Source organism: Xanthomonas sp. LMG 12461 (genome assembly GCF_009192935.1).
GTDB lineage: Bacteria > Pseudomonadota > Gammaproteobacteria > Xanthomonadales > Xanthomonadaceae > Xanthomonas_A > Xanthomonas_A sontii.
Window position 1 is genome coordinate 1 of sequence record NZ_NQYT01000035.1, and the last position, 25,540, is coordinate 25,540.

Below are 25,540 nucleotides of genomic sequence, written 5' to 3' on the forward strand. Positions count from 1 at the left end.
CAGATGTGTATAAGGGACAAGACCATGAACAAGGATGCGATCCACCAGCAGGGCTCGACCGCGAGGGCTCAAACGGGCATGTTTATGCAGGTTCATCCGGGGCTCCTGGGGGCTGGGTTGGCTTGGTAACCCCCATCTTCCAGAGATGCCCCGGATGAACAACCTACTGAGAGATCACAGCTAGCGGCCAAAGCCGCTACGATGAAACCCGGACTCTAAAGAGCCACGCTACTGAAAGCGGGGGGACGTCGCAGGTTGTCGATATCCAGCGAGCGAAGGCAGTGCCACTTATTAGGAATGGTGGCTGTCTTTCCACTGGATTCCCGGGAGCGGAGCGCTTTGGTGTTGCCATGTGCTCAAGAAGCCGGCCCGTTGAAGCAGTGGCGCCAGTGCCCGCGTCGTAGCAGGTCCCTCCTCTAGGTCGTCGCTGAGTCGACCGGAAACAAGACTTGCCTTCTTGCATTGCTGCACTGGGGCCACCTTATACGACGTCGTCGCCCGCCTTAGGGTGGTCGACTACTTTTTCGTTGGGATCAGCGCGACAACAATTTTGGTCCCTTTCGGGATGTCCTTGCGCATCTTTGCCTCTCGGCCATTCTCTTTGAGGTCGAACCACGGATCCATGTAGCCGCCAGGGACCTTGAGCAAGTAGTGATGGCTTGCATATCGGGTCCGGCTGTGCACGCACACGATGGTGCCACTGGGAAGCTTCGAAGGAGGGTTCCAGTCAGCGATGACTTTCACGCCTTTGCTGTAAAGAGCCCTGGCGATTTCATCGATCTCAAATCCTTCTGGCTCATCGTCTATCCCGGCACGCTTCTCTTTTTCTAGAAGACGCTTCGCTCGAGAGTATGGGATGTCCAGCAGGGACGCCACGCAAGCAGCGGCGCAACCCCATTCGTCTTCCTGGCTTACAAGATCATATTTGGGCATTTTTCTCGTCCTTGGATTGGTCTGGTCATTCTAATGTAAAGGGTTCTGTGCCCTTCGGTAGGGATGGCAAGCGCACCGGTGCTTTTTACCAGCGCTGTGCCTCTTAAAGGGACCTTAGCTTCGCTGTCCCGACCGCAAGGGCGAGCCTCCTCCTCGGCGCTGACGCTCTGTTTCGGCTCTCCGCTGCGCGCCGCTGCCGCGGTGCTCACTCCCGGGTGCAGTTGGGCCTGGCGCTCCGCCTGCCGGTTCCCACGAGGCGCACAACGCGCTGGTGGAGAAGAACCGATGAAGCGCAACACCCAGGACCGCACGGCCCAATACCAGCTCCCGATGGACGAGGAGGGCATCTTGCTCGCCGCCGCCAACATCCTGGAACAGCGCCTCCAGCGGCGAGGCCGGATCCACAACCCCATCCACGCCGGCAGCTACTTGGTCGCCCGCTGCGCCCACCTGCCTCACGAAGTCTTCGGTGCCATCTTCCTGGATACCAAGCACCACATCCTCGCCACCGAGCATCTCTTCAGCGGCACCATCGACGGCTGCGAAGTCCACAGCCGAGTCGTTGCCAAGCGTGCCCTGGACCTCAACGCTGCCGCCGTCATCCTCTTCCATAACCATCCGAGCGGAAACCCGGAGCCCAGCGACGCCGACCGCCAGGTCACCGAGCGCCTGAAGCAAGCGCTTCGCCTCTTCGACATTTGAGTCCTCGACCACCTGATCATCGGCGGCCACCAGCACACCAGCTTGGCCAGTAGGGGGTGGGCATAGCCCACCCCTTCACCTATGCAGCGTGCCGACGCTAGCCTGCCAAGGCAGATGCACATCCATGGAGCAGGAATGAAAGCGTTTCACGTGCGAGGGATTGTCTGGGAGACCGATGGCAAGCGTCCTGCGTTGCCGGCCGAAGCCACAGTTGAATGCGAGAGCGAAGAGGGTATCGCCGATGCCTTGAGCGACGCATACGGTTGGCTGGTGAGCGAGTTCGTTGTCGTAGAGGAGATCGGCGGCGGCCACACCAGGAACGTGCGTCGGGATTGAAGGGTTGGCGAGTTGGTCGGCCCCGTTTCCCGCTTCCGCTAAAGTGTCGGACCGTGTTTGAACTGGCGCTCGCCACCTGAGCGTGCGCGTAGAGGAAGTCGTTGTTGATGGCGTTGAAGGGTCTGTTGGTTCTGTCTTTGGTTTTTGCTTCGATTCCTGGCGTGGCAGCAGAGTTGGTCGGCCGCGCGACCGTCACGGACGGCGATACCCTCACCGTGGCGAAGCAGCGCATCCGCCTGTGAGGCATCGATGCCCCGGAAAGCGCCCAGCAATGCACCGCCAAGGACGGACGCTCCTGGCCCTGTGGCCGGCGGTCCGCCGCCGCGCTGGACGGCTACGTGCTGGACAAGACCGTTCGCTGACAACCCAAGGACACCGACCGCTATGGCCGGGTGGTTGCGGAGTGCTTCGTCCAGGGGCAGTCCGTCAACCGTTGGATGGCGCGCTCAGGCTGGGCGGTCGCGTATCGCCAATACTCAACAGCGTTCATCGCTGACGAAGCGGACGCACGCCAGCACCAGCGGAACCTCTGGCAAGGGCCCTTCCAGATGCCCGCCGACTATCGGCGCGGCAAGCGTGAGCAGGCCGCACGCCAGGCTCAGGTGACCACGCCGTCCGTGTCCAGCGGATGCCGCATCAAGGGCAACATCTCTCGCCAAGGCAAGAAAATCTACCACGTTCCTGGGCAGCGGGATTACGAGCGAACCAGCATCGACCTGAGCCACGGCGAGCGCATGTTCTGCAGCCCTGAAGAGGCAGCTCGGGCAGGGTGGCAGCCGGTTAGGCGCTGACTCTGCTCGCCATGGTAGAGCGAGTGGCTAGGGTTGGGCATGCGCTCTTTTGTCTGCCCCAGTCGGCGATAGGGGCGGTAGACTCTGCCCGATTGAGGTGGAGACCATACCCAGGTGGACGGGACGGAACGCATGGAAACAACGACGACCAATCAACCCAAGAAAGGGGAGTTCTTCCACCTGCAGCCGGACGTTCGGCGCGGGGGGAAAGGCCATGGAGTTGTCTTTGAGAACCGAGAGGCACTCCTCACTCCGCCTAGGCTGATTCTGAGGCCAAAGGATGGCGGATTTCCTGCTTTGCGCGAGGTTCCACGCCTGGTCTACCACCCCAGTGAAGGCGTGCCTCCTGAAGACCTGGAAGGGGGATTCAGCGGCTACTGGCTGGTGTCAGAGCGCCTGCGTCGAGTGATGGAAGCGGTCGATCCTGGGGCGTTCGCGTTTGTCGAGACAGACTATCGCTTGGCCGATGGCTCGAAGGGGCCAAACGTTTACCTGTGTGAAGTGATTCGCACATTGGATGCGTTGGATGAGGATGCATCTATGCTCAACATCGAAGTCAGTGATGATTTCGAGGAGGGCAAGTATTACGACCTGACGGGTGAAATTCGCCTGGCTTTCAAGCGTGATGTCCTCGGTGATGCGCACGTTTTTAGGTTGGCTTTCCACGGGGGTGTTTTCTGCGACCGGTTTTTCAAGGACGCCGTGGAAGCAGCCGGTATCGGCACCGATGGACAATCGGACGGCCTCTGGTTCTACGACGTGGTCAACCGATAAGGCGAGCCACAAGGTCACCAGGAAGGAGCCTGATCCGTGCCGAACTACCGAACGCTTTTCCAGGACCACCACAACATCGAGCAGCAGACGCTGAAGAACAGCGAGTTGCTTGATGAGTTGCAACGGGTGGGGAAGTTTGACATCCACGCTCCGGAAAACCGACTGTTCCTGCCGGCCAACCCCTCGTTCGCTCAAACGATGGGCATCACGCCGCATAGCGGTGGCCCACTCGGCGAATATCAGTATGGAATGCTGTCGCAATTGCGGCTCATTGAACGCTCCAGAGATGGTCAAGCCATGTTGGAGGGCGACCCAACGGCGATGGACCGTGTTGTCCAGCGCGTCGAGCACTTGCGCGATACCGTCAAAGTAGGCCTGATCAACGGCGATTTGAACACCAATACGCCCGTTGGTTTAACCCCTGCACAGACCAACCAAAAGGTTCAAGACTTTTTCCGCGATATCCCGATCTACCAGCAGACCCATGCCCAACAGATTGAAGCCCTGAAGGGCTTTGTGGGGGTGGACCACGGCTGGGGTGCCGTCGCGCATTCCGAGTCGCGCATCGTCACCACGCTCAACCAAATCCAGGTCAGCAACGCCGCAATCGTTCGAGGCGGGGATATCCAGCTTCAGCGCAGCGGGTTGTCGCTCGCCATCGCCAACGCTCATCACGACGGGCGCGTGGTGTTGTCCGAGCAGGGCATCCTCAAGGTCGAGCAGGTGCTGGGTCCGGAAGCCGCACAGAACATTCGCGTGCCGCGCGGACAGCGTGGCGAAGTCGCCATGGAGCTGTTGATGGGCGAGGCGTCCGCGCGTGGGCTCACCCGTGCCGGCGGACTCTTGGCGACCGGGGCGGATGCGGTGATGACCGCCCGCACGGCGGCCACGCTGATGGAGCAGGGCAACCTCACCGCCGCGCAGTCGGAGGTCAATCACGCCGTTGCGCGCAACCTGGGCGGCTGGGCCGGCGGCGCGTCCACCGCGGCCGCGCTGGGCAGCAGCGGCGGCTTTGTGCCTGCGGCCTTGGTGGTGGGCGACGCGGTCTTGATGAGCAAGGCCTTCGACAAGGCCGTCGACCTCAAAGAGAACCGCGACATCTTCCACCAGACCGATCGGGCCGGCGTGGACTGGAGGTTCAACGGACGAGATTGGGAGCGCCAAGGCGCGTTCGAGCGCGCCGCTGATGGGCGCGAAGCCCCTGTCCAAATATCCGTCGGCGCCAGCTACGTAAAGTCTCAGGAATTGGGTGCCATGGCGAATGCCAAGGCCGCCGAGTTCGCGCTGGGCAAAGCCCCGCCGCCGCAGGACCCCTTCAACCTGCCGGCCCAGCCCGGCGATCGGATTGGGTTGGACAACCAAAATTGGCACCGCAATCCAGACACGGAGAAGTGGGAGCGCCAGGTCAAGACGGGGGTGGACGGCGTCAACGACCGAGGTGTCTATGAGCCCCAGATCGCGAATGCAGAGCAGGCGCAGCGCCTGAACCAAGAAGCCTTGGCACGGATCGAGGGCAACATCGCCAACGGCCGCGAGGCCATCGCCCAGGCCTACCTGGAGAGCCATGCCGCCCAGCGTGGGCAGGACTACGGGGTAGCGGTTCCTGCCGCTGTGGAAAGTGCCCGTGCCCAGCAGGACCGGGTGCAAGGCCACGACGGCCAGACCTACCAGCGCAACGAGGCCGGGCAGTGGCTCGGCAAGGACGGGGTGGCGACCGGCAACCTGGCGGCGGAGCTGGAGCTGACGAACCAGATGCGCCAGCCCTCGCTGGAACGCGCCCAGGAGACCCTGGCGGCTATTGAGGCTCGCCCAGCGCCCACGGCGGCGCAGATGGAGCACAACGAGCTCTTGCACCGCTACCGGGCTGCTGGCGTCGACCTCAACGCCCAGGAGAACAACCTGCAGGCGGTGGAACTGGCCACCCAGCGAACAAAGGAGGCGGAAGGCCTTAGTGGCCCGACGATGCAGCAGCTGAAGCCGAACGAGCAGGGGCAATACGGTTACGACAGCCAGATCGTTCACTACCAAGTTGGCCAGGACGGCGTGGCCCACCAAGTCGCGGTGACCACTTCCGAGGCGCTGCGCCAGGCCAAGGCCGAACTGGGCCAGCCGGCTGTGGCGCACGTGCCGACGCTGGCGACGGTCTCAGTGACTGCGCCTGGGCGCAGCAAGGAGCAGGAGGCCGAACCGGCCCAGGAGAAGGGGACACAGGGGCCGATACTGGCCGACAACCCCACGCACCCGGACCATTCCACCTACCAAACCATCCATTCCTGGGTCAGTGGAACGGGGAACTGGAACGATGAGGAGAGCCGGAACGTCACCGCGGCGCTCTACAAGCAGCAGGCCGAGGACCCGCTGGTGAAGCGGGTGGACCGGGTGACTGGGGCGCTGGACAAGGACGGGGCCGAGAACGTGCTGGCGGTCTACGCGCCGTTTGGCGACAAGGCGCCGTTCTTTCACGCCCGGGTGGATGGGCGGGAAGCAGCCCAGCAGCCAGCGGAGCAGAACCTACAGCAGGCCGAAGTCATCAAGCAGGACCAGGTGCGCCAGCAGCAGGTGGAGATTACTCAGAAGCAGAATCAAGAACAAGTTATGTCAACGCGTTCTTTGTAAATTTCTGCACGCAGGTGGATTTTTATAGATGCTTGGGGGGGTGTGTATGGGTAGTTTGACGGACGCTTTTTTGGCTCATTGTCACGCTCAGCAGAATGTCGCGCCCAATCTTTTATTGGCCGTTCATTTAGACAGAATCCAAAGTGTTCTTGAATTTTTGGATGCTGAGCCGTCTGCTAATAAGTTCAACGTCGACATCAAGCAGATATTCCAGGATTCAAATTGGTTACTTAATCCGGTAGCTTTTCAAAGATTCATTCAGTTGGTCGGTGAAGCTCAATTCTGGCGAATGGCCAAAGAACGAGGGGTGGATCTAGAGCGGATCCCTGAGAGAAGTAATGAAAAGACCCCAGACTTTCGGTTGGCTGGTGTGGCGGGCTTGGCGCCGTGCTTTGAGGTGAAAACCTTGTCAGTTGTTGGTGGCGAATTTCATCTGGCGGAAATGGATGAGATAAGCTTTAAATCTCAACTGTCAATCAGTAGTCAACTTTCAGATGGCCGGCTTATGGCGACGGCCATCACGGAGGTGTCGCCCCATGGGGTGATCAATGATGGAAAAAATATGACGGCCATCATCCGTAATCTCATCGATAAATCAAACAATAATTTTAAGTTAGATCAATATTCGGCCGCGCCAACGTGTTTAGTGCTCAACTTAATGTTGATAGACGGCTACTACAAGGGCAATAGTTCTCTGCGACCAGTAGCATTTGGCTATCCAGATAAATGGCAGATTCGTTCAGGCGCTTACTGGAACCTTGCGTTTGGCCAGCCAGGCAACTTGGTGTTTGGAGTGGTCGAATTTGAGGGAAAGGCTAGTATAGAAGGTCAATTGGATCGAGAGGGCATTTTATGTGCTCATGCCCAAATCCAAGCTTTGTTGATCATTGTCCATCCATTGGGCGAGGAGCCAACGATTTACGGTCTAGCGCGCGAAGCTGACACCGACAAATGGCTGGAAGAGCTCAAGCCTTTGGGGGATGCATTCTGTAAATTGGCCGGTGAGAATTGGAATGATGACGGTGATACTTGTGGATGGCGCCTAAATGGACACTGAGGAAATCCAATGCTTCCTGACGCGCTGTTAGAAGAGCTACGAAGCACAGGAGAGAGTTCGACCCTTGACTACAAAGCCGAGCGCTACAAGTTCGCGAAAGCGACAGATGAAGAAAAGTCTGAGCTCCTAAAGGACATTTTGGCGCTGGCGAATACGCAGCGCACTGGAGAAGCATATATCCTGCTGGGCTTCAAAGAGAATAGTCCTCATCCAGCGGAGGTTGTTGGGCTTTCAGCGGAGGGCGCTATTGACGATTCTCGGATTCAGGAGTTCGTTAACCAAAAGCTGGAGAATAAGCTTGACTTAAAATATGAAGAGCAGTTATTTGCTTGCAAGCATGTTGCTGTCATTACTATCCCAAAGCAATCGCGGCCGTTTTATCTATCTAAGTCCTACGGAAAGGTGGAAGCAAACACAGTCTATGTTCGCCGGGGAAGCTCAACCGGAATTGCCACCCCTCGCGAAATCTACCGCATGGGCATTGTCGACCAGTCAAGGGGGGAGCCACTATTTGAACTGAATGTGCTGGATCATGAGAATCAACCGTTGGGTGCGCTGTTTAAGCGGGTTTTCTTGACTTTCGATGAAATTCCGGATTACGGACGGAAGCGTGTTCCAGGTTACACGTTTGCCTCCGATTATGCCAAAGAAAATCGCAGCTACTGGCGGGAGTGCGCAGAGTATCATCAATCCAAAAGCTGCCTCATCCGCATCCGATTGGCGCTAACCAATCGCTCCAAGTTTTCATTGAGCGGGACTAAGCTCGAAGTCACTTGGGTGGGCGAAGCTTTCAGGACGCTGACAGTCGATGATCTGCCTGACGCTCCAGCGAAGGAGTGGAATTTTCCCCTCGCCAAAGTGCGCAGCACCACGGAGGTGGATGAGGCGAGCGGCCAACCTGTCTATCAGTCCTTTCTGGGCGACGTTCGCCCGGGCGAGACAAAGCGAGTGAGTGACGATATGGCTTTCCTACCTATGAAACCTGGCAACTACACCATGAAAGTCAGGGTTTTAGCCAATGAGATCAGTTGCCCATACTCACTTGAGCGGCTGCTAACCGTTGAAGGTGAGTGCCAGCACCTGAGCTTCGATGGGCTTCAAGATTTGCTAGATAATGATTAGCTCTCCTGCACGCCAGCTTCGGTGGCTGGAAAGATTATTGAGATGAAATTAAAGGGTTATTTGGTGCCAGCAAGCTGTGTGTGGTGGGCCGATTTTTAGCGTGGTTCTATGATGATTTTTAACTTCAGGAGATAGGTCATTGCTTTCGGAATATGAAAAGCGCGCATTGGCGCAAATTCATGCTTGGAAGAACCCTCGGCAGACTTGGTTCGATACCGCCATGGCTTATGTAAACAAGCCTTTGGAGATTGCGGGTCATGCAGTAGATAGGATCCCTGGATTCAGTGAAACTTGTAGTAAGGCAACCAGCGGTATAGTAGGGTTGGTCAACGATTTATCACAATGGTCAGTTAGGCCTGATGCGATTATCGAAGAACTTTCTGCGATCTCTAAGAGGGAAATAACAGGGCTGGATCAAATTCCAAGCCTCGATCTTCAGCTTGTGGACAGAGCCATTGGTTGGCTTGATACCAAATACGAAGGTCTTGCGCTTTTGGAAGGGGCTGCGGCAGGTGGAACAGCTGTGGTTAATCCCCTTGTCGCGCTTGCCGCGATTCCGGTTGATCTAACTGCGCTTCTGGCTATGAGTCTTCGGGCTATTGGGGAATATGGAACCTATTGCGGCTTTGACATGTCATCTCAGGAGGAGAGGCTATTTTCGCTGAACATCTTGGCGTTTGCCTCGAGCAGCACCGATAGCGGAAAGCAGGCTGCCTTGTCTCACTTGGTGAAGATCGCTCAAGACGTAGCCAAAAAGAAGACTTGGGAGCATCTCGAGAAAAGTGTATTTGTTCAAGCCTGTTTGTCTATAGCGAAAGCTATGGGTATAAAACTAACTAAGGCGAAGCTTGCCAATGTTATACCTGTGGCTGGGGCGGCGCTTGGCGGTGGATTCAATGCCTACTATACGGACAAGGTTTGTAAAGCTGCCTTCTACCTCTACAGAGAGAGATTTCTTGCCCTCAAGAGTGGCTCACAGGTGATTGAAGTAACCGTGGAGCCAGCAAAGAGCGATATCTGGACGCCCGAGGAAGCTAGCGCTTAAGCCAGATTTTCGGATGCTACTGCGGGGCTAAGCTGTCTTTGGACCAATCCCTAAGCTTCGTTGATTGCGGAGGTCGCCCAACTCCCGTTACGCAGAACGGGCTAGGCCTTGGGTTTGGCCGCCGCTTCAGCTCGTTTATTGAAATCTTTGGTCCAGGCCAGCATGGCTTCGACGTCCGCCAGTAGATCGTCTGGCTCCGGAAGCCACGTGGGTGCGTCCGTGGGTTGCGAGTGCTCAAACGCGGAGTATTTTGTCATCATCGCGTCGATCAGTGCGCAGTCCGCTGGAGTGATCGCGCTAAGTCGCTGTAGCTTATTGAGGGTGTTGATCTCGCGGCGATAGCGGTTGACGATGCCAGAACAAAGTTCGTCCTCCACGGAGCGCTCAACCAAGATTCGGAAGTTGCTGCAGGCGGCCTTCAGGGCGAGCTCTTTCAACGACGGATCCAGCTTCTTGAGCTGTCCGATGCTGCTGACCATTTGGCCAAGGCTGGCTTGGGGCTTCAGAGAGAACGTGTTGATCTGCGCAGGCATGCCGGTTTTGCTGGCATCCCGCGCAATCGACTCCACGTTGACGCTGACAGTGGGCTGATTGAGCCTGGCCCTTTGCTTGGCGGCGTTCTCGAGAAGAACCATCAGTGAAAGCCGGTGCGTAAACACGATCACTTGGCGGTGCTCGGCCAAGTCCACCAGGCGTCTGGCGACAGCCTCTTCGTAACGCTGATCCAGCGAGGAGATAGGGTCGTCGAACACAACCGGCATCCCCCGATCAACGCCCGTTGCGTCTGCCAGGAACGCGGCCAAGGCCACGATGCGTTGCTCTCCTTCGCTCAGAATCTCACGGTTCTTCACCGAGGCAGTCGTGCCCTTCAGCTCGATGTAGAAGCTGAAAACGCCCTTGCCGGCAGCTCGGTGCGTCATACGCACAGGAAGCAAGTGACCACCTAACTTTTGAAGTTCGGCGTTGAAGCGATCGCAATATCCCTTCGCCAACTCCAACTGGCCAATTTCATTGCTTTTGGTAGTCAGAGGCCTGGTCAGTGTGGAGCGAACAGCCGCTTCCACCGTTGCCACGCGCTTGAGGCGAATGACCTCTGCCCAGACGGAGTCGCGTTGCTCTGCCAGCCATTGCCGAGCTTTGAGCTCGCGTAGGCGGGCTTCCTTCTGCGAGCGTCCCTTCGGGTCAAGCAATACCGCAAGCGCGTGGCGTTCCGCCGTTGTCGTCTTGACCTTCTGATCAAGAGCGTTGGTCAATACGGACCACTCCACAGATGGAGCGGCGGATGCCTCTGCCATGGCCGTTAGCCTGGCATCGATGGCCTTGAACAGCACTGTTGCCTGTTCGACGTCCAGACCGAGGACGTTGCACTGGGCTTGCCAAGCAACGTCAGTAAGAGGGCTCGGTAACGCATTCTTCATCGCTGCCAACGAATCTTCCGCCGCCTTTGCCTCTGTCTGCAGCTTGTCGTTGAGGTGGCGCTCAAAGCTGGTCAGCCGTTCTTTGCCTTCGTCTCCCAGCGTTTGCTGGCAGAGGACACAGCGGGCCTCGTCCCCGACATGCGGGAAGGAATGACCAGGGTAGGCCGGACCGATTGAATACGCCTTGGCGGCGTCCCATAGCGTCTGCCAAACGGCGTCTCCCACCCCTTTCAGCGGCAAACCATTGAGAAAAGCGGTTGCGTAGGCGGTTGCGGCTTGGCGTTTTTGCTCCACGATGGTGCGGGCATCAATAAGCGCTTGGGCCCGTTCATTGCTTAGGTTCTCCTTCATTGCGGAGAAACCAGTGGCCAATTGCGACAGGCGCTCCAAGTCGCTTACAGCTTTGGCATGAGCGACTTCGGGATTGGCTTGAGCCAACGCTGATTCCAGTGCCAAGCGCTCTTCATTGACGGAAGAGGGGAAGGCGCAGGCCTTGTTGATGTCGTCCTCGGTTAGCTTTGCGTTGAGCTTGTTGAGAAGCGTGATTGCACTGCTCGCTGCATGTTCCGCAGGCACGAGGGGGAGGCGGGTGGTCAGGCTCGCTGCACGGGCCTTCAGTCGATCACCGACGGCGTCAGAAATCCGGATGAGCACGCCCACAAACCGCATCGCACGTGGAAGGTGGGTGGCGGTGGTCGCGGTGTCCCCCAACTCCAGAGCGGTGGCCGAATCGAAGACGGGGACTGCGCTCAGCTTCGAATGGGGACCATTGGCCGCTTCCCAGGCGAGATCGGTGGACGTGGAACTGCCATCGGATCCTTGGGTGGTGACCTTAATCAACGCAGAGGCTGCGGCGGGGCCTTGATGGAAGACGTTTGCGTGGATTGACCCTTTGGCTCGCGCACCGCAGACGTGCTTCATCAGGCGCGCATAGCCGGATTTACCTGCGCCGTTAGGCCCGTAGACCACGGTCATTTGGCCCCGACTGAGATCCAGGACTGCGTTCTCGCCGATGGCGTTGACACCGCGGATGCTTGATACCATATCGATGCGTAGGTCGGCCGCCGCTGCTGTTCCCAAGATCGTCCCGGGCACCAACGGAGGATGCTGGGTATCCAATGTGTTGGCCGCTTCTGCAAGGCAATGGGTCGTCAAAGCCTCAATCTCAGCTTCCGTCGGCATGCGTCGGTTTTGAATCACGCCGGCAGCTGCCATACGCAACCAACTGGCGCGTCCATTCAACCAGTCTTCCAGCGTCGCGTGCGCAGCGGCCCCGGGCCCGTCCCTCCTCGTCATCGATCACATCCCCTGTGTATGGCCGTGAGCCAAGGTGACTCCTCCCCCTTGTCAAATAGTGACGCTAGTCTCGTTATGGCGCAAGTCGGCGGTCGTAGACGAAGCAAAGCTGCTCAGCGACCGGCGAGTATGTTCTGGCTCAACTCCAGGACGCTGCCGCGATGCGATGCACGCACATGCCAATCCTGAAGAGCCAGATCAGTGCATCATTTGGCTGTCTTCTGTGTCTGCCATTGTCAGCCGCGAGGTGCCGCGCAGACGTGCTTGGCTGCGGATGTCGTGGTCATTGCGGCTTTCTATATAGCTCAACAGCGCGCCGACCAACTCAGCATCCTCCAGCATTTCGGCACCGGCCAAGAACACAAGCTCCGCGACCCGGGTGCGTCGCTTGGCCTCTTCGCGGCGTTGCGTTTCCTTAGCCTTTGCCGTTTGGCGCTGGCTCGCTAAAAGCTCGCGCGCTTGAAGCTGCGCCAGTCGTTCCGTAGCTCGATGGATTCGGTCGTGGTAGTGGTTTGTCGCGCTCATCTGATTTCTCCTCTGCTTGCTTATGAGTCAACCAAAGAAATGGCTCGCGTCAAGTTCTTGCAGGCTTGAAACTTTGGGCTGTCTCGAGATCGAAGAGATCTGAAAAACAAGGCTTAAAAGAAAGAAGCAAGAGCGCACCTAGGTGTCACTGCGTGACACGTGCGCAAAGGGCTCCGCCCCTTGAACCCCAAGCGCTGGCGGCGCTTGCGCAAATCCAAAGCCGAGGCATAAACCAAGCAACCCCACTGCTTCGGAGCAACACCTCATGGCCATCTACCACGCCAACATCAAGACGTTCAGCCGCGCCAAAGGACATTCGTCCATCGCTGCGGCCGCCTACCGCGCCGGCCTGCGTCTCGAGGACGAGAAGACCGGGCAGCGCCACGACTACCGCCGCAGGGACGGCGTGGTCGAAACGCGCTGCGTCGCCCCCGAGGATGCGCCCGACTGGGCCCTGGTCCCGGCCGAGCTCTGGCCGGCGGTGGAGGCGGCCGAGCGGCGCAAGGACGCCACGATCGCGCGCGAGTTCGAGTTCGCTTTGCCCCACGAACTCGACGAGGCGCAGCGATCGGCGCTGGCCATGGAGGTCACCCGTGCGCTGGTCAGTCGCTACGGGTTCGCAGCACAAGCCAGCATTCATAGCCCAGGCAGCAAAGACGGCTTGAACTGGCACGTCCACGTCTTGGCAACGACGCGGCGCATGGGGCCGGACGGTTTCACGGACAAAACCAAGGAGCTGGACGGTGGGCCTTCTGGCCGGGCGGAGGTGCATTGGGTCCGCGAACTGATCGCCACGACCGTCAATGCCTACCTCAAGGCGGCTGACCTAGGAATCCAGGTGGATCACCGAAGCCTTGAGGCGCAGGCCGGCGAGGCCATGGCCCGCGGCGACCTGGTTGCCGCTGCCGTGCTCTCGCGGGAGCCGACCAAGCATGTGGGCAAGAACGCGACCGCCATAGCCCGCCGGGGCCAGGCCTCTGAGCGCGTGGAAGCGAACCGCCGAATCGAAGAGGCGAATGAGGAGGCCTTCCAAAAGCTCATCGCCGTCTTCGAAAACGAGGGGCGAGCGGTGGAAGTGCCCGATGGGCACAGCCACGAACAGGCCCAACGGGAACTCCGCCGTCCACCGGCCATGCTGCCCCTGTCGCTGGGCCGCGGGGCAGGGCACATCGAGGTCTCTCGCAACATGGGGCCCATCGCCCAGCGGCTGGGGTTGCTGGAGGAGACCGCTCCCGGGGCGCCACGCCCGGAGCCGGTGTCCATCCCGACGCTCGTTGCCGGGTTGAGCCAGGAGTGGGGAGCACTGCGCCACGAGGCAGTCGCGCGGGCGCTCCACGCCACCCGCCAGCTCTTGTCCTGGGCGGCCGAGCGCGCCGCGGCGTTCGCCGAGCACGCCCGGCTCCGCTCAGACCTGCTGGAGTTGTCACGGCGGTTACGCCGTTTCAAGGCCGGCTTGACCAGGTTCGGCCGACGCCTGCAGGCGGAGCAACGCGCCTCCAGGCTCCGCCATCTGGCGGAGCGGTCTTGGGAGGACTTCACCGTCAACAATCCGCAGCCTGGCACGTCATGGACGGAGCAGGATTGGAAGCAGCGGCGGGCGTGGCGCTTGAGCACGCTGGAAAAGCGGACGGCCGAGCTGGCCGAAGCGCGGGCCCGGGTCACCCCGGAGCAACAGACCTTTTGCGAAAAGGAGGCGGCAGAGAGTGGCCGCCTCCTGGAGGCCTGGAGCCAGGAGATGCTCGGGCGCTATCCCCTTGAGCTCGACCGACCGCTGGTCTTTGGAGTCCAGGAGGCTCAACCGGCTGCGCTCGATGACCTGCCGACCCTGGACCTTGCGCCGAGTGGCCCCCGACCACCGCGCCCACGCCTCCACTGAAACAACGGTGCCCCGCTTGCGGGGCACTTTGTTGTTGGGGCGGCGGTGGCGGATCAGTGGAGCGTCGGCTTCTTCTTGTTCGCCACCGGATCGGGAGCCGCTTTGCGTCGGCGGTTCTTGCGCCACTCTTCGACGGACGGGATATCGCGCACCACGACCGCCTCCCGGGTGCGGATCTCTTGCAGGCGCGGTGCTTGCGACGGGGAGGGCGACGCTGGTGGCGGCGGCAGCGTCGGGGCCGGCGTGGGTGGGACGTAGCCGTGCGCCGGAGGCACAGAGGAGCCACCGCGGTATTGGCGCAGCATTTCCGCGGCCACCTCCAGGGCGTGCCGGATGTCGTCGACACGGTCGGGCAAGCGACAGTGCCGCTCTTGGCAGAGAAGGCCGCTGACGAGACGGCTGGCGATTTGAAGCGTGAGTTCGGACTGCATGGATGCTCCTTGGAGCCTGTGGAAGGAGCTTTCATCCAAGCACCAAGTCGCTAACCCGCAAGTGCAAATTTCAGAGATATTTCACAAATATAAATAGGCGGCGCAAAGTTGGCTTTGCGCTGTCCTTTGATGCCTAGAAGGAGTCAATCGACGGTCAAGTTTCGTCAGTTGCCGGCGCACGAGCTTTGGTGTCCTTGCTCCAAGTGGCGAGCGACGCCACCGCCAGCGAAGAGCTGTGACTGAAGCAAACAGACGTCGCAACGGTCTATCGAATGCGCTGCTACTTCCGATCGATCCTGTCAGCTGCGAGGGACAGGAGCGCAGCGATGTGCTCCAACTTGGAAGCGAAGACCGTAAGCGCTGCGGCTCCCAGTAGGACGCCAAGGCTTCCGGAGTAAACGAAGAGTGGCAAATCCTTTGCGTGGACAAGCATTTCGGCTTTTTCAGCTGAGGTTTGGAAATTGATGACAACTGCGCCGATTGCCGCTATCACAGATCCCATTCCAGCTTGGCGAGTCAGTCGCTTTGATTTGGCTTCCATGTGCTTGGAGCGCTCGCGCAACTTGAACGGATCGCAGGCGGTCAGCTCTTGGACGACCACGTCGTCATGTTCGATGTCCCGATCCACGCTGTTGGCGGCATTGTGGTAGCCCGTTCGCACTGCCAGCAGCATTTCGACAATCTGGCTGATAGCCCATATCAGAAAGAGAGCTAGAACTACGATGAGCGGGAGCATCGTGAGGAAGCGGGTGACTTCCTTCGAAAGCAGGCCTAGAAAGCCCAGACCTGCTGCGACAAGCATCACGCCCCCGAGGCCCAATGTCGCTTTGAAGACAAAGCGCTGAATCCAGTCGAACACGCTCGGCGGCTTGGGCCGCTTGAGTTTGTTTAGGAAGGCCAGGGTAGTGGGAATGGGGGCGTAGTTGAGGGCGGTCATGTGATGGTCCAGGAATGGGCCCGCTCAGTTTGAAAGGCGCCAGTCTCGCTAGCCGCGACAGAACCAGGTCGGGGGCGGCTCATGAACAGTTGGCCGGCTGTGGGGATCCACATTGCAGGCTGCCTCGGCTACGATCCCGGACGCAGGACCATCCCTTGGGCACTATTTGCGGGTGTCCAGGTGGGAAAAGACAATTGGCATCAATGGGTTAGAGGACTCTGAATTGTGTCCCTCTCACTCCGCCAGTTTCAAGGAAACGCCCGCAAATCAACGATTTGTGGGCGTTTTTCTTTTTCCCGACCTTGGACACTCGCTTGGACACTTCCATGCGAGTCGCGCATTACCTGACGCGCGGCGAGACCGGCCGCTACCACGTTCGTTTGCGCGTTCCTGCTGACCTGTAGAAACAGTTCGAGCGCAAAGTCTTCAGTGCAGCACTGAAGTGATGTGCAATGGCTTCGTGCAGCTCCAGCGATGTCATGCTTGCCTCCGCGCGTCAGCATGGTGGCACGTGAGCGCTGACGCACCTTGCAGGAGTTCGAGCAGACGGTATCGCGCATGTCTGCGCTCAAGGAGCCGGTGACGAGCGTAGCGGCCTTGACGTGTTGCATGACGAAGCTTGGAGCCTGTTGCTGCGTTCAAGCTTCCCGTGGGCACCCGCCGTGGGCCGTGGAGGATGAAGGCGAGGGCCATCGCTGCCACGCAATGTCATCAATCGCGTAGAGCCAAATCCTGTTTCAGGCAGCGCGGCAGCCATCCTGCCGGTATCGATCGGCCGTCTCTCCGCGGTGTGCCCTTGTTGACGATGTCGCAAGTCAGGTCGCGCTACTGCGTTTGCTTTCCGAGTTCATCTGGACACGCGCGATGACAGTGGCAAGTGTGTGCTGCAGTGCTGCTTCATGTCGCTTTCCAGCGACGCATTGGGGCTACTCATCTTCCGCCCGTCGCGTGTCGCGGTTGCAGGCTTCGCTCAGCAAAGGTTGACGCGACGCCTCATTGGGATCGAAGTGCTTGAGCCAGGAGACAGGACGCCTACGGTGTCATTGAGTTGCAGGGGATGGGCGATCCATCGATTGATTCCCATGCGCTGTCACGAAAAAATGTGCGTCGTCGCTGGATCGCGACGTTTCCTTCTTGCTCTGGTATCGAGATGCAGTCACACAAGATCCGCTTCATCATCATCGCGTTGCTTTGCCTTGGCGTCACGATCGCCAGCGCTGTAACGTTTTTCAGCAGGCCTGCGGCAGTGCCGACACATTTGGCTGAAGCCGATGGGACGGTCAAAAAGGTCGACGCAACGCAGCGAAAGGGACGGCTTCAAAGCGTCAACTTCACCCTTGCGACCGGAGGCGATGCATTCGAGTACTCCAGTGTGCTGCCTGGCATCGATGCGGTGTGGGGTCGTCTCAAGGTGGGATCGCCGGTTCACGTCATCTTCGACGATGCGGACAGCAAGCGATCCATCTGGGGAATGCGCTTGGGCGATGACGTGGTCGTCACGCCTGAGCAGGCGCTCCATGCGCGGCGCAAGAATGGCCAGATTGGTGCCATGATCGGACTGATTGCTTTGCTTGGAACGGGATACTTTCTGCATCGTGCTCGCAAGGCGTAGAAAGGCGGCCCTGACAGTCTCGGCGCCGCAGCGGCGCGCCGCCGAGTCTTGATCTGCGAACAAGAAAGACAAGCTGGACCAGTGGTCTCCGGCAAGAAGCGTGTTTCGCCATGTTTCTGTTCCGGGCGAGCACCGGGAGCGGCCGCCTGACGCCCGAAATGGCGTTGCTGGCGCATGGCACAGCGCTGATTTCAGCTGTCCGTGTCGAGGGTCATCATGATGTGGATGATTCTTCCATGTTCAAACTGAAACGAGAGGCGCTTGTTCTTGGTCTCATAGGAGCGCCAGTGCTGGCCATCGCTGTCATCCGTGGTGCCTTGGCCATAGGTGCTGATCAACAGATTCTGCGTGTCGCCGATCGCGACGCCTCTGGCCGTTCTGATCGCGGGTACGTTGATGGTGATCTGCGCAATGACGTAGCTGTCGATGTCGCGTTGCTCTTTTTGCCAGGATAGGTTTGCCGTATAGATGTCAAACCCGGCATAGCGATGCTGGTAGTACTTGTAGCTTGTCTCCCCGGCGGGCACGTCTCCTACAAAACTCTCGCTGATCTGGGTGCCTGCCTGCGTCCTGGTTTGCTCGCTCCAGCGTTCACCCAGGGCGAAAGAGTGGTTGTTGATGGCTACGGCGAAGTCGCTTTCGGTCATTTCGACAGGTGCTGCGCGAGCTGCTGCCGCAGCAGTCATATCCGCCTGGGCGGCAGGAAGCAGCAGGAGAAGCAAGAACGCTGCTCTTCTGGGGGAGGTAATCGTGTGCATCGATGCTTTGAGTGGGGGCGGAAATATCACGGGTGTGTTCGTGTTCGGGAGCCTGTACACATCCGGGGGTTGTCAGATCACACAGTGCGTTGCGCATTAGCGAGTTTGTCGCGATGCAGGCGTAACGTGAGTGTCAGTATGGTGGGATGCATGGGGTGGCGCCAGCGCTTCCGGACTGGCATGCACCAAGCGACGTCAGGGTGGTGCCTTCGCAACAGTTCGGCGTCGATCTGATCGGGCGTGTAATTGACTGTTTGCGGGTCGATCCGAGTCCACGGTGCGCAGCGCATCGGGTCGTTTGGGATGCGCCTGGCAGCGCTGTCGGCAAGCCGCTCCTGGATGTGCCGTGTTCGATCGCCTTGCTGTCGAGGACTGGTGCCGTGGCAGCTTGTTGAACGCTGTACTGCGTCTCGCTACTCCAGTCCACGCGTTGGTCATTGCGGAGGCCTGTGTGCACCCCGTGGAGCTGCGCATCAGGCGAATCGACAGCGAGTCGGCGAGGTGCAGGTCGCTCGCAACAACTCCCCTGCCATTGGCGGCAGGGGAGCACGAGAACTTGGAACTCAGCCGCGCGCGTGGTCGCGCGCCTTGCCCACTTCACTCTGTACCTTGCCGGCGTTCTTCTGCATCTTGCCTTCGACTTCCTTCAGCTTGTTGCCGGTGACCTTTCCGGCGACTTCCTTGATGGTGCCCTTGATCTGGTTCTTGGCGCCTTCGGTGCGATTCTTGTCCATCGTTGACTCCGCAGTAGGGATGCCCTCAAGTGGGCATGGCCAAACTGCGCGCAGGCCGGTGGCGTGCAAGTGAAAATTGAGCGGGCGTGCGCTCGATCATTTAGGTAGCGGACGGGTTGTATGCCGAAGCCTGTAGCGGCGATCGCGCGTCCCGTTCGGGCTGAGCGCGCTTGGTGCTTCTACAGCGGGAACATGAGCACCGCGACACGTCCTTCGTCTGTCTGCTGGCGGCGACGGCGTGGTCCGCATAGGTGCGCCGAGTGGCGACCCTCGACTGCGCTGCGCGCTCAGTACCAGCCCAGATAGAGGGTGGTCACGCCCCAGGTGTCGATCAGGCCGTGCGCGAGGATCATGGCCCACAGATTGCGCCTGGAGCGCAGATAGGCATATCCGAACATCGTGCCGACCACGCCGGTCAGCAGGATGCCGGAGGCGCCTTGCGCGGCGTGCATCAGGCCGAACACCACACCACCGGTCAGTGCGGCGATCCAGCGGCCGCCGCGCAGACGGCCCAGCAGCGCATCGAGCTGGTGCATGAGGAAGGCGCGGAACACCAGTTCTTCGCCGAGCGCCGCGCTCAGCCACGCCGCGCCGATCAGTTGGGTCGTCGCCTGGACGTTGCCCTTGAGCGCGCCGTAGGCGCTGTAGTCGGTCTTGTGTCCGGTGATGGTGTCGATCAGCGGTTGCAGCACCGGTGTGATGAAGCCGACGGTCAACAACACGAGCAACGCTGTCCAGCCGATCGCGGACGCCAGGCGTGGGCGTGCGACGCCGCACGCCGTGGAGGAACGCGTCTCGACCCAGACCAAACAAAGACCGATCAGGCCGACCACTGGCATGCGCCACGGAAACGGGAGCCACGCATAGAACGCCAGCGCAAGAATCGCGGCGCTCAGCGCGATGCGCAGCAGCTGGTGGCGCATGAAGGAGGTGTTGGACGTGGCGTGGATGTCGCCTTGCGCGGAGTGCTGCATGCCTGACCTGGAAGAAAGTGGGCACTCAGCCTAGCGAGCCTCCGCCATCGCGCACCGTGCCAAAGGCCATGTAGACCAATGCAATGCGGCGCATCGTAGAGCATGAAGATGCCAGCACACGCGCGTCGCCAGCGGCAAGCGCTGGCGACGTAATGCAGGCGCGGACGCGTCAGTCCGCGCGCAATCCGAAGTGGCGAGTGGAGACTATGCGCCCGCCGTCTGGCACTCGAACACGCTGACGCTGCGCGGCGGCGCCAGGAACTCGCTGGCACCGGCCGGCATGCTGTCGACCTGCAGCGCATCGTCGGTGGACAGCACCAGCTTCCAGTGAAGTTGCTCTTCCGAAGACGGCAGCACGAAGCTGACGCCCTCGTGGTAGGCGTTGATGACGATCAGCAAGGTGTCGTCGTTGGCCAACTCCCTGACGCCGGACGTTTGCGCCTTGCCTTCCAGTAGCAGGCCGACCGAGCGCGCGCCAGCGTCGCTCCAGTGCGCTTCGTCCATCTCGGTGCCGCCGGGGTTGAGCCAGGTCAGGTCGCGCACGCCCGCATCTTCGTTGTACTGGCCGTTGAGGAAGCGGCCGCGGGTCAGGATGCGATAGCGCCGGCGCAGCGCACTGACCGCCTTGACGAATTCGGTCAGGCGGCCCTCGGTGGGGTCGCGCTCCCAGTCGATCCAGGTGATCTCGTTGTCCTGGCAGTAGGTGTTGTTGTTGCCGCCCTGGGTCTGCGCGCGCTCGTCGCCGGCCAGCAGCATCGGCGTGCCTTGCGCGAGCAGCAGGGTGGCCAGCAGATTCTTCATCTGCCGCTGGCGCAGTTGCAGGATGCCGGCGTCGTCGGTCTCGCCTTCCACGCCATAGTTGGCGGAGATGTCGTGGTCCGAGCCGTCGCGGTTGTGCTCGCCGTTGGCCTCGTTGTGCTTGCTGTTGTAGCTGACCAGGTCGTGCAGGGTGAAGCCGTCGTGGGCGGTGACGAAGTTGACCGAGGCCCACGGCCGGCGCCCGCGCCGGTCGAACAGATCGGCCGAGCCGGTGAAGCGGGTGGCGAACTCGGCGAGCTTGCCCTCGTCGCCCTTCCAGAACGCACGGGCGTTGTCGCGGAACTTGTCGTTCCACTCGGACCAGCCTGGCGGGAAGGGGCCGACCTGGTAGCCGCCCGGGCCGCAGTCCCATGGCTCGGCGATCAGCTTGACCTGCGACAGCAGCGGATCCTGGTTGCAGGCGTCGAGGAAACCGCCGCGCTGGTCGAAGCCGGTGGGCTCGCGGCCGAGGATGGTGGCCAGGTCGAAGCGGAACCCGTCCACGTGCATCTCCGCCACCCAGTAGCGCAGCGAGTCGTTGACCATGCGCAGCGCGCCGGCATTGGTCAGGTCGAAGGTGTTCCCGGTGCCGGTGTCGTTGATGTAGAAGCGGCGATCCTCGGCCAGGCGGTAGTAGCTGGCGTTGTCGATGCCCTGGAACGACAGCGTCGGCCCCAGTTCGTTGCCTTCGGCGGTGTGGTTGTAGACCACGTCGAGGATCACCTCCAGGCCCTGGCGGTGCAGCGCCTTGACCATGTCGCGGAACTCGTCGCGGTGGCCGCTGGCCAGGTAGCGCGACTTGATCGCGAAGAAGCCGAGCGTGTTGTAGCCCCAGTAGTTGCGCAGGTCCTTGTCGAGCAGGTGTTGGTCGTCGAGGTAAGCGTGGACCGGCAGCAGTTCCACCGCGCTGACGCCCAGTTCCTTGATGTAGCGCAGCACCGGCTCCTGTGCCAGCCCGGCGCAGGTGCCGCGCACCTCGTCCGGCACCTGCGGGTGGCGCATGGTGTAGCCGCGCACGTGGGTCTCGTAGACCAGGGTCTCGCTCCACGGCGTCATCAGGCGCTGGTCGTCCTCCCAGTCGTAGGTGTCCTCGACCACCACGCACTTGGGCATGAACGGCGCGCTGTCGCGCTCGTCGAAACTGAGGTCGCCGTCCGGGTGGCCGACCGTGTAGCCGTACAGTTCGTCGGCCCAGATCAGGTCGCCCTCGAGTTCGCGCGCGTACGGGTCCAGCAGCAGCTTGTTGGGATTGAAGCGGTGGCCTTCGCTGGGTTCATAGGGGCCGTGCACGCGATAGCCGTAGCGCTGGCCGGGCTTCACGTCGGGCAGGTAGCCGTGCCAGATTTCGTTGGTGTATTCGGGCAGGTCCAGGCGCGTTTCGGTGCCGGCCTCGTCGAACAGGCACAGTTCCACGCGCGTGGCGTGCGCCGAGAACAGCGCGAAGTTGGTGCCCTGGCCGTCGAACACGGCGCCGCGGGGGAAGGGGCGCCCTTCGCGGATGCGCGAGGGGGTGGCATAGGCGGCGCTGGTCGGGTGGCGCATCGGCAGGCTCTCGGCCGGCACGCCGGCAGTAGGGGAGGGAGAGCGGAAGCATTGACGCGGAGGCCGTGCAGGACGCGTTACGGGGTGCCGAGGATGGCGTGAGGATGCGGGCATTGCCGCGAATGCAGCGACCCACGCAGCGACGCCGTGGCGCCGCTGCGTGGGCGGATTTCGCGAGACCGTCGCGGCCCGGTCCAGTGGGCCGCGGGCGCGACCTGGCCTGACCTGCTCAGCGCGGCAGGTCGAACAGCAGGAACTCGCTGTCCTGGGCATCGGCGAACTGCAGGCTGGCCTCGTCGATCGCCTGGATCGCGTCGCCGGCCTGCAGGGTCTGGCCGTTGACGCTCAGCGTGCCGCGCACCACCTGCACATAGGCGCCGCGCCCGGCCGCCAGCGGGTAGTCCAGGCGCGCATCGCCGTCGAGGATCGAGGCGTAGATGCGCGCGTCCTGGTGGATGCGCACCGCACCATCCTCGCCCTGCGGGGCGGCGATCAGGCGCAACTGGCCGCGCTTGCTGTCCGGGGCGAAGTGCTTCTCCTCGTAACCGGGATCGATCCCGGCGCGCTCGGGCATCACCCAGATCTGCAGGAAATGCACCGGCTCGCTGGCAGAGTGGTTGAACTCACTGTGGGTGACCCCGGAGCCGGCGCTCATGCGCTGCACGTCGCCGTAGCGCAGCACCGAGCCGTTGCCCATGCTGTCCTTGTGCTCCAGCGCGCCCTCGACCACGTAGGACAGGATCTCCATGTCGCGATGGGCGTGGGTGCCGAAGCCCTGGCCCGGCTGCACGCGGTCCTCGTTGATCACCCGCAGCGGCCCGAAGCCCATGTGGCGCGGGTCGTGGTAGTGGCCGAAGGAGAAGGTATGACGCGAGGACAGCCAGCCGTGTTCGGCGCGGCCACGGGTATTGGCGGGGCGGATCTGCAGCATGGGAGGCTCCTTGGTGGCGTTGATGTGCAAGTGGATCGAAAGCGCCAGGCGGGTTGATTTCGCGTGCGCTTCGGCTTGGAAACAAGTATCGGTGCTGTCGCCGGGTTTGAAAAACGGATAGATTCGGCATCCATCATCGAAAAATTCGAATGCTCAAGCTCAGCCTCGATGCCCTGCAGATCCTCGACGCCATCGACCGTCGCGGCTCGTTCTCGGCCGCCGGCAAGGCGCTGCACAAGGTGCCGTCGACCATCTCCTACACCGTCGCCAAGCTGGAGGAGGACCTGGGCGTGCAACTGTTCGAGCGGATCGGGCCAAAGGCGGTGCCGACCGCCGCGGGGGCCGAACTGCTGCGCGAAGGCCGTCACCTGCTGCGCGCCGCTGGCGACCTGGAACTGCGCGTGCGCCGCGTGGCCTCCGGCTGGGAGACCGAGTTCGCGCTGGGCCTGGATGCGGTGTTCGCGCCGGAATGTCTGGCGCAGGACATGGCGGCGTTCTATGCGGTTGCCGACCAGACCCGGCTGCGGGTGGTGCAGGAATCGCTGTCCGGCACCTGGGAAGCGCTGCTGGACCGGCGGGTGGATCTGCTGGTCGGGGCGGCCGGCGAAGGGCCCAGCGGCGGCGGCTACGTGACCGAGCTGCTGGGCACGCTGCCGTTCGTGTTCGCGGTCGCGCCCAGTCACCCGCTGGCGCAGGCGCCGGAACCGCTCAGCCGCAGTCAGCTGAGCGCGCATCGCGCGATCGCGGTGGCGGATTCGGCACGGCGTTTGCTGCCGCGCACGGTCGGGCTGCTGTTCGGCCAGGACGCGCTGACCGTGCCGGACATGCGCAGCAAGTACCGGCTGCAACTGGCCGGGCTCGGCTTCGGCTTCCTGCCCGAGCCCTATGCGCGCGCCGCGCTGGCGCGCGGCACGCTGGTGCGCAAGACGGTGGAGGAACCGAAGCCGGACGAGGTGTTCCAGCTGGCCTGGCGCAGCGGCGAGGAGGGCGCGGCGCTGGCCTGGTGGCGCGCGCGCATGCGCCAGCCGGGCGTGTTCGCGGCATGGCTGGAGCAGATGGCGGCGCGGCTGGACGAGGGCGGGTGATGGCGTGCGGGGCAACGGCAAAGCGTTCTCCGCGGCGGCGATGGATGGGTCTGTTCCGCCGGTGATGCCGTGATGCCTGCGCGCGCGGTGGGCGACGGGAGGATAATGCGCGGCATCTTCTTCTTTCCACCCGCCACGCCATGCAGGACCTGATTGCGCGCTATGGACTCGGGCTGGTGTTCGTCAACGTCCTGGCCTTGTCGCTGGGCCTGCCGGTGCCGGCGCTGCCCACGTTGATCCTGGTCGGGGCGACCTATGCGCTGCTCGATGGCGCGGCGATGTGGAGTGCGTTGCTGGGCGCCTTGTCGGTGTCGATCGCGGCGAGCCTGCTCGGCGATCTGCTGTGGTTCGGCGCCGGCCGCCGTTACGGCAATCGCACGCTGCAGTCGCTGTGTCGGCTGTCGCTGTCGCGCGACACCTGCATGAAGCGCACCGAGCGCTTCTATGCGCGCTGGGGTGTGCGCGTGCTGGCGGTGGCCAAGTTCGTGCCCGGCCTGTCGATGGTGTCGGTGCCGATGGCCGGCGCGATGCGCGTGCGCCCCGTAGCCTTCCTGCGCTACGACGCGCTGGGCGCGGCCTTGTGGGCGGGCGTCGGGTTGTTGCTGGGCCTGTGCTTCGCCGACCAGGTGCAGGACTTGCTGGACTGGCTGAGCCTGCTCGGCAGGCGCGCGGCGCTGCTGCTGGTCGGCCTGCTGGCGCTGTACGTCGGCTACCGCGCCTGGCGTCGGCATACGCTGCGCAAGGCGATGGAGATGCAGCGCATCGACGTCGACGAACTGCACGCGCTGTTGCAGGGCGAGGCGCCGCCGCTGCTGCTGGACATTCGGGCGCCGGGCTACCGCACGCTGGAGCCGTTCGCCATTCCCGGTGCGCTGGAAGTGGACGATCGCCAGGTCGATGCGCTCGTCGCGCGCTTGCCGCGCAATCGCAGGATCGTCATCTATTGCGCCTGCCCCAGCGAAGTGTCGGCCGCGGTGCTGGCCAAGCGCCTGCGCCAGCACGCGTTCGAGGACGTGCTGCCGCTGCGCGGTGGGCTGGATGCGTGGCGTGCGGCGGGCCATCCGCTGGTCGCGCTGGACGCTGCGGCTGCAGTCGCGCCGCCACCGAAGGGCGACACGATCGCGGCGTGAGTCGGTGAGGAGGAGGCGTCATGCCTGTCGATGGCGCCTGCGATGCACAGCCGTGCGTGCGCGCCGGCTGATGCAGGCAGGTGCGTTGTCCGCAGGCGCGTGCGGGCGGCTGTGTGA

At 61.7% G+C, this 25,540-nt stretch carries 21 protein-coding genes and 2 pseudogenes; 12 read left to right on the forward strand and 11 right to left on the reverse strand.

The annotated features are described in order from the left end of the window. Window positions 1-516: 516 nt before the first annotated feature. Window positions 517-933 (reverse strand): hypothetical protein, encoded by a 417-nt coding sequence (locus CEK68_RS09440; RefSeq protein ID WP_226977826.1) that lies wholly within the window; start codon window positions 931-933, stop codon window positions 517-519. A gap of 285 nt (window positions 934-1,218) precedes the next feature. On the opposite strand from CEK68_RS09440, the pseudogene CEK68_RS09445 reads away from it, so the two are divergent. The 8 genes and pseudogenes from CEK68_RS09445 (at window position 1,219) to CEK68_RS09480 (ending at window position 9,376) form a co-directional block, all read left to right on the forward strand. Continuing rightward, window positions 1,219-1,701, forward strand: a pseudogene (locus CEK68_RS09445) (JAB domain-containing protein). Window positions 1,702-1,770: 69 nt separating this feature from the next. Beyond that, window positions 1,771-1,971, forward strand: a complete 201-nt coding sequence (locus CEK68_RS09450; protein WP_017915436.1) for a hypothetical protein — start codon at window positions 1,771-1,773, stop codon at window positions 1,969-1,971. A 107-nt stretch (window positions 1,972-2,078) separates the two neighbouring features. Continuing rightward, window positions 2,079-2,762: pseudogene (locus tag CEK68_RS09455) on the forward strand (thermonuclease family protein). 132 nt (window positions 2,763-2,894) lie between these two features. Beyond that, window positions 2,895-3,536, forward strand: coding sequence for a DUF1629 domain-containing protein (locus tag CEK68_RS09460; RefSeq protein WP_152239225.1), 642 nt, complete (start codon window positions 2,895-2,897; stop codon window positions 3,534-3,536). 36 nt (window positions 3,537-3,572) lie between these two features. Continuing rightward, window positions 3,573-6,152, forward strand: a complete 2,580-nt coding sequence (locus CEK68_RS09465; RefSeq protein ID WP_152239226.1) for an XVIPCD domain-containing protein — start codon at window positions 3,573-3,575, stop codon at window positions 6,150-6,152. Window positions 6,153-6,198: 46 nt separating this feature from the next. Next, complete coding sequence (locus CEK68_RS09470) at window positions 6,199-7,209, forward strand: hypothetical protein (protein WP_193314151.1); 1,011 nt, start codon at window positions 6,199-6,201, stop codon at window positions 7,207-7,209. A gap of 9 nt (window positions 7,210-7,218) precedes the next feature. Then, window positions 7,219-8,331 (forward strand): ATP-binding protein, encoded by a 1,113-nt coding sequence (locus CEK68_RS09475; protein WP_152239228.1) that lies wholly within the window; start codon window positions 7,219-7,221, stop codon window positions 8,329-8,331. Between the two features lie 139 nt (window positions 8,332-8,470). Then, on the forward strand, window positions 8,471-9,376 hold the full coding sequence (locus CEK68_RS09480; protein WP_152239229.1) for an EcsC family protein: 906 nt from the start codon (window positions 8,471-8,473) through the stop codon (window positions 9,374-9,376). A gap of 101 nt (window positions 9,377-9,477) precedes the next feature. Here the strand turns inward: CEK68_RS09480 and CEK68_RS09485 are convergent, their stop codons facing one another. Continuing rightward, entirely contained in the window at window positions 9,478-12,036 is a 2,559-nt protein-coding gene (locus CEK68_RS09485) for an AAA family ATPase (protein WP_226977827.1), read from the reverse strand. A gap of 252 nt (window positions 12,037-12,288) precedes the next feature. Continuing rightward, a complete protein-coding gene (locus CEK68_RS09490) occupies window positions 12,289-12,615 on the reverse strand; it encodes a conjugal transfer protein TraD (protein WP_152239230.1) in 327 nt (108 codons plus the stop codon). A 265-nt stretch (window positions 12,616-12,880) separates the two neighbouring features. On the opposite strand from CEK68_RS09490, the gene CEK68_RS09495 reads away from it, so the two are divergent. Then, on the forward strand, window positions 12,881-14,491 hold the full coding sequence (locus tag CEK68_RS09495; RefSeq protein WP_152239231.1) for a MobA/MobL family protein: 1,611 nt from the start codon (window positions 12,881-12,883) through the stop codon (window positions 14,489-14,491). A 53-nt stretch (window positions 14,492-14,544) separates the two neighbouring features. Here CEK68_RS09495 and CEK68_RS09500 read toward each other — a convergent pair whose 3' ends face one another. The 3 genes from CEK68_RS09500 to CEK68_RS20975 form a co-directional block, all read right to left on the reverse strand. After that, window positions 14,545-14,922 carry a hypothetical protein gene (locus CEK68_RS09500; RefSeq protein ID WP_152239232.1) on the reverse strand — a complete coding sequence of 126 codons (378 nt, stop codon included), beginning with the start codon at window positions 14,920-14,922 and terminating at the stop codon, window positions 14,545-14,547. 280 nt (window positions 14,923-15,202) lie between these two features. After that, the gene (locus CEK68_RS09505) at window positions 15,203-15,859 is read right to left on the reverse strand and encodes a hypothetical protein (RefSeq protein ID WP_152239233.1); all 657 of its coding nucleotides are present in this window, start codon (window positions 15,857-15,859) and stop codon (window positions 15,203-15,205) included. A 248-nt stretch (window positions 15,860-16,107) separates the two neighbouring features. Further along, window positions 16,108-16,470 (reverse strand): hypothetical protein, encoded by a 363-nt coding sequence (locus tag CEK68_RS20975; protein ID WP_193314152.1) that lies wholly within the window; start codon window positions 16,468-16,470, stop codon window positions 16,108-16,110. 446 nt (window positions 16,471-16,916) lie between these two features. On the opposite strand from CEK68_RS20975, the gene CEK68_RS09510 reads away from it, so the two are divergent. Continuing rightward, complete coding sequence (locus tag CEK68_RS09510; protein WP_226977828.1) at window positions 16,917-17,471, forward strand: DUF3592 domain-containing protein; 555 nt, start codon at window positions 16,917-16,919, stop codon at window positions 17,469-17,471. Window positions 17,472-17,662: 191 nt separating this feature from the next. Here the strand turns inward: CEK68_RS09510 and CEK68_RS09515 are convergent, their stop codons facing one another. The 5 genes from CEK68_RS09515 to CEK68_RS09535 all read right to left on the reverse strand — a co-directional run bounded on the left by CEK68_RS09515 (window position 17,663) and on the right by CEK68_RS09535 (window position 23,208). Beyond that, window positions 17,663-18,229, reverse strand: a complete 567-nt coding sequence (locus CEK68_RS09515; protein WP_226977829.1) for a hypothetical protein — start codon at window positions 18,227-18,229, stop codon at window positions 17,663-17,665. Window positions 18,230-18,792: 563 nt separating this feature from the next. Next, window positions 18,793-18,963, reverse strand: coding sequence for a CsbD family protein (locus tag CEK68_RS09520; protein WP_017914264.1), 171 nt, complete (start codon window positions 18,961-18,963; stop codon window positions 18,793-18,795). A gap of 287 nt (window positions 18,964-19,250) precedes the next feature. After that, a complete protein-coding gene (locus tag CEK68_RS09525) occupies window positions 19,251-19,802 on the reverse strand; it encodes a CPBP family intramembrane glutamic endopeptidase (protein ID WP_193314157.1) in 552 nt (183 codons plus the stop codon). A 339-nt stretch (window positions 19,803-20,141) separates the two neighbouring features. Beyond that, window positions 20,142-22,277, reverse strand: a complete 2,136-nt coding sequence (glgX, locus tag CEK68_RS09530; RefSeq protein ID WP_152239235.1) for a glycogen debranching protein GlgX — start codon at window positions 22,275-22,277, stop codon at window positions 20,142-20,144. A gap of 229 nt (window positions 22,278-22,506) precedes the next feature. Next, on the reverse strand, window positions 22,507-23,208 hold the full coding sequence (locus CEK68_RS09535; RefSeq protein ID WP_152239236.1) for a pirin family protein: 702 nt from the start codon (window positions 23,206-23,208) through the stop codon (window positions 22,507-22,509). 149 nt (window positions 23,209-23,357) lie between these two features. Here CEK68_RS09535 and CEK68_RS09540 point away from each other — a divergent pair, with 149 nt between their 5' ends. Both CEK68_RS09540 and CEK68_RS09545 read left to right on the forward strand, forming a co-directional pair. After that, on the forward strand, window positions 23,358-24,293 hold the full coding sequence (locus tag CEK68_RS09540; RefSeq protein WP_152239237.1) for a LysR substrate-binding domain-containing protein: 936 nt from the start codon (window positions 23,358-23,360) through the stop codon (window positions 24,291-24,293). 140 nt (window positions 24,294-24,433) lie between these two features. Continuing rightward, a complete protein-coding gene (locus tag CEK68_RS09545) occupies window positions 24,434-25,423 on the forward strand; it encodes a DedA family protein/thiosulfate sulfurtransferase GlpE (protein ID WP_152239238.1) in 990 nt (329 codons plus the stop codon). The last annotated feature ends 117 nt before the right edge of the window (window positions 25,424-25,540 follow it).

Coding starts and splice junctions, on each gene's coding strand:
- CEK68_RS09440 (WP_226977826.1), bottom strand. CDS start 933: ATGCCCAAATATGATCTTGTAAGCCAGGAAGACGAATGGGGTTGCGCC.
- CEK68_RS09545 (WP_152239238.1), top strand. CDS start 24,434: ATGCAGGACCTGATTGCGCGCTATGGACTCGGGCTGGTGTTCGTCAAC.
- CEK68_RS09505 (WP_152239233.1), bottom strand. CDS start 15,859: ATGACCGCCCTCAACTACGCCCCCATTCCCACTACCCTGGCCTTCCTA.
- CEK68_RS09495 (WP_152239231.1), top strand. CDS start 12,881: ATGGCCATCTACCACGCCAACATCAAGACGTTCAGCCGCGCCAAAGGA.
- glgX (WP_152239235.1), bottom strand. CDS start 22,277: ATGCGCCACCCGACCAGCGCCGCCTATGCCACCCCCTCGCGCATCCGC.
- CEK68_RS09460 (WP_152239225.1), top strand. CDS start 2,895: ATGGAAACAACGACGACCAATCAACCCAAGAAAGGGGAGTTCTTCCAC.
- CEK68_RS09540 (WP_152239237.1), top strand. CDS start 23,358: ATGCTCAAGCTCAGCCTCGATGCCCTGCAGATCCTCGACGCCATCGAC.
- CEK68_RS09535 (WP_152239236.1), bottom strand. CDS start 23,208: ATGCTGCAGATCCGCCCCGCCAATACCCGTGGCCGCGCCGAACACGGC.
- CEK68_RS09520 (WP_017914264.1), bottom strand. CDS start 18,963: ATGGACAAGAATCGCACCGAAGGCGCCAAGAACCAGATCAAGGGCACC.
- CEK68_RS09475 (WP_152239228.1), top strand. CDS start 7,219: ATGCTTCCTGACGCGCTGTTAGAAGAGCTACGAAGCACAGGAGAGAGT.
- CEK68_RS20975 (WP_193314152.1), bottom strand. CDS start 16,470: ATGCAACACGTCAAGGCCGCTACGCTCGTCACCGGCTCCTTGAGCGCA.
- CEK68_RS09525 (WP_193314157.1), bottom strand. CDS start 19,802: ATGCCAGTGGTCGGCCTGATCGGTCTTTGTTTGGTCTGGGTCGAGACG.
- CEK68_RS09450 (WP_017915436.1), top strand. CDS start 1,771: ATGAAAGCGTTTCACGTGCGAGGGATTGTCTGGGAGACCGATGGCAAG.
- CEK68_RS09500 (WP_152239232.1), bottom strand. CDS start 14,922: ATGCAGTCCGAACTCACGCTTCAAATCGCCAGCCGTCTCGTCAGCGGC.
- CEK68_RS09470 (WP_193314151.1), top strand. CDS start 6,199: ATGGGTAGTTTGACGGACGCTTTTTTGGCTCATTGTCACGCTCAGCAG.
- CEK68_RS09490 (WP_152239230.1), bottom strand. CDS start 12,615: ATGAGCGCGACAAACCACTACCACGACCGAATCCATCGAGCTACGGAA.
- CEK68_RS09515 (WP_226977829.1), bottom strand. CDS start 18,229: ATGCACACGATTACCTCCCCCAGAAGAGCAGCGTTCTTGCTTCTCCTG.
- CEK68_RS09510 (WP_226977828.1), top strand. CDS start 16,917: ATGGGCGATCCATCGATTGATTCCCATGCGCTGTCACGAAAAAATGTG.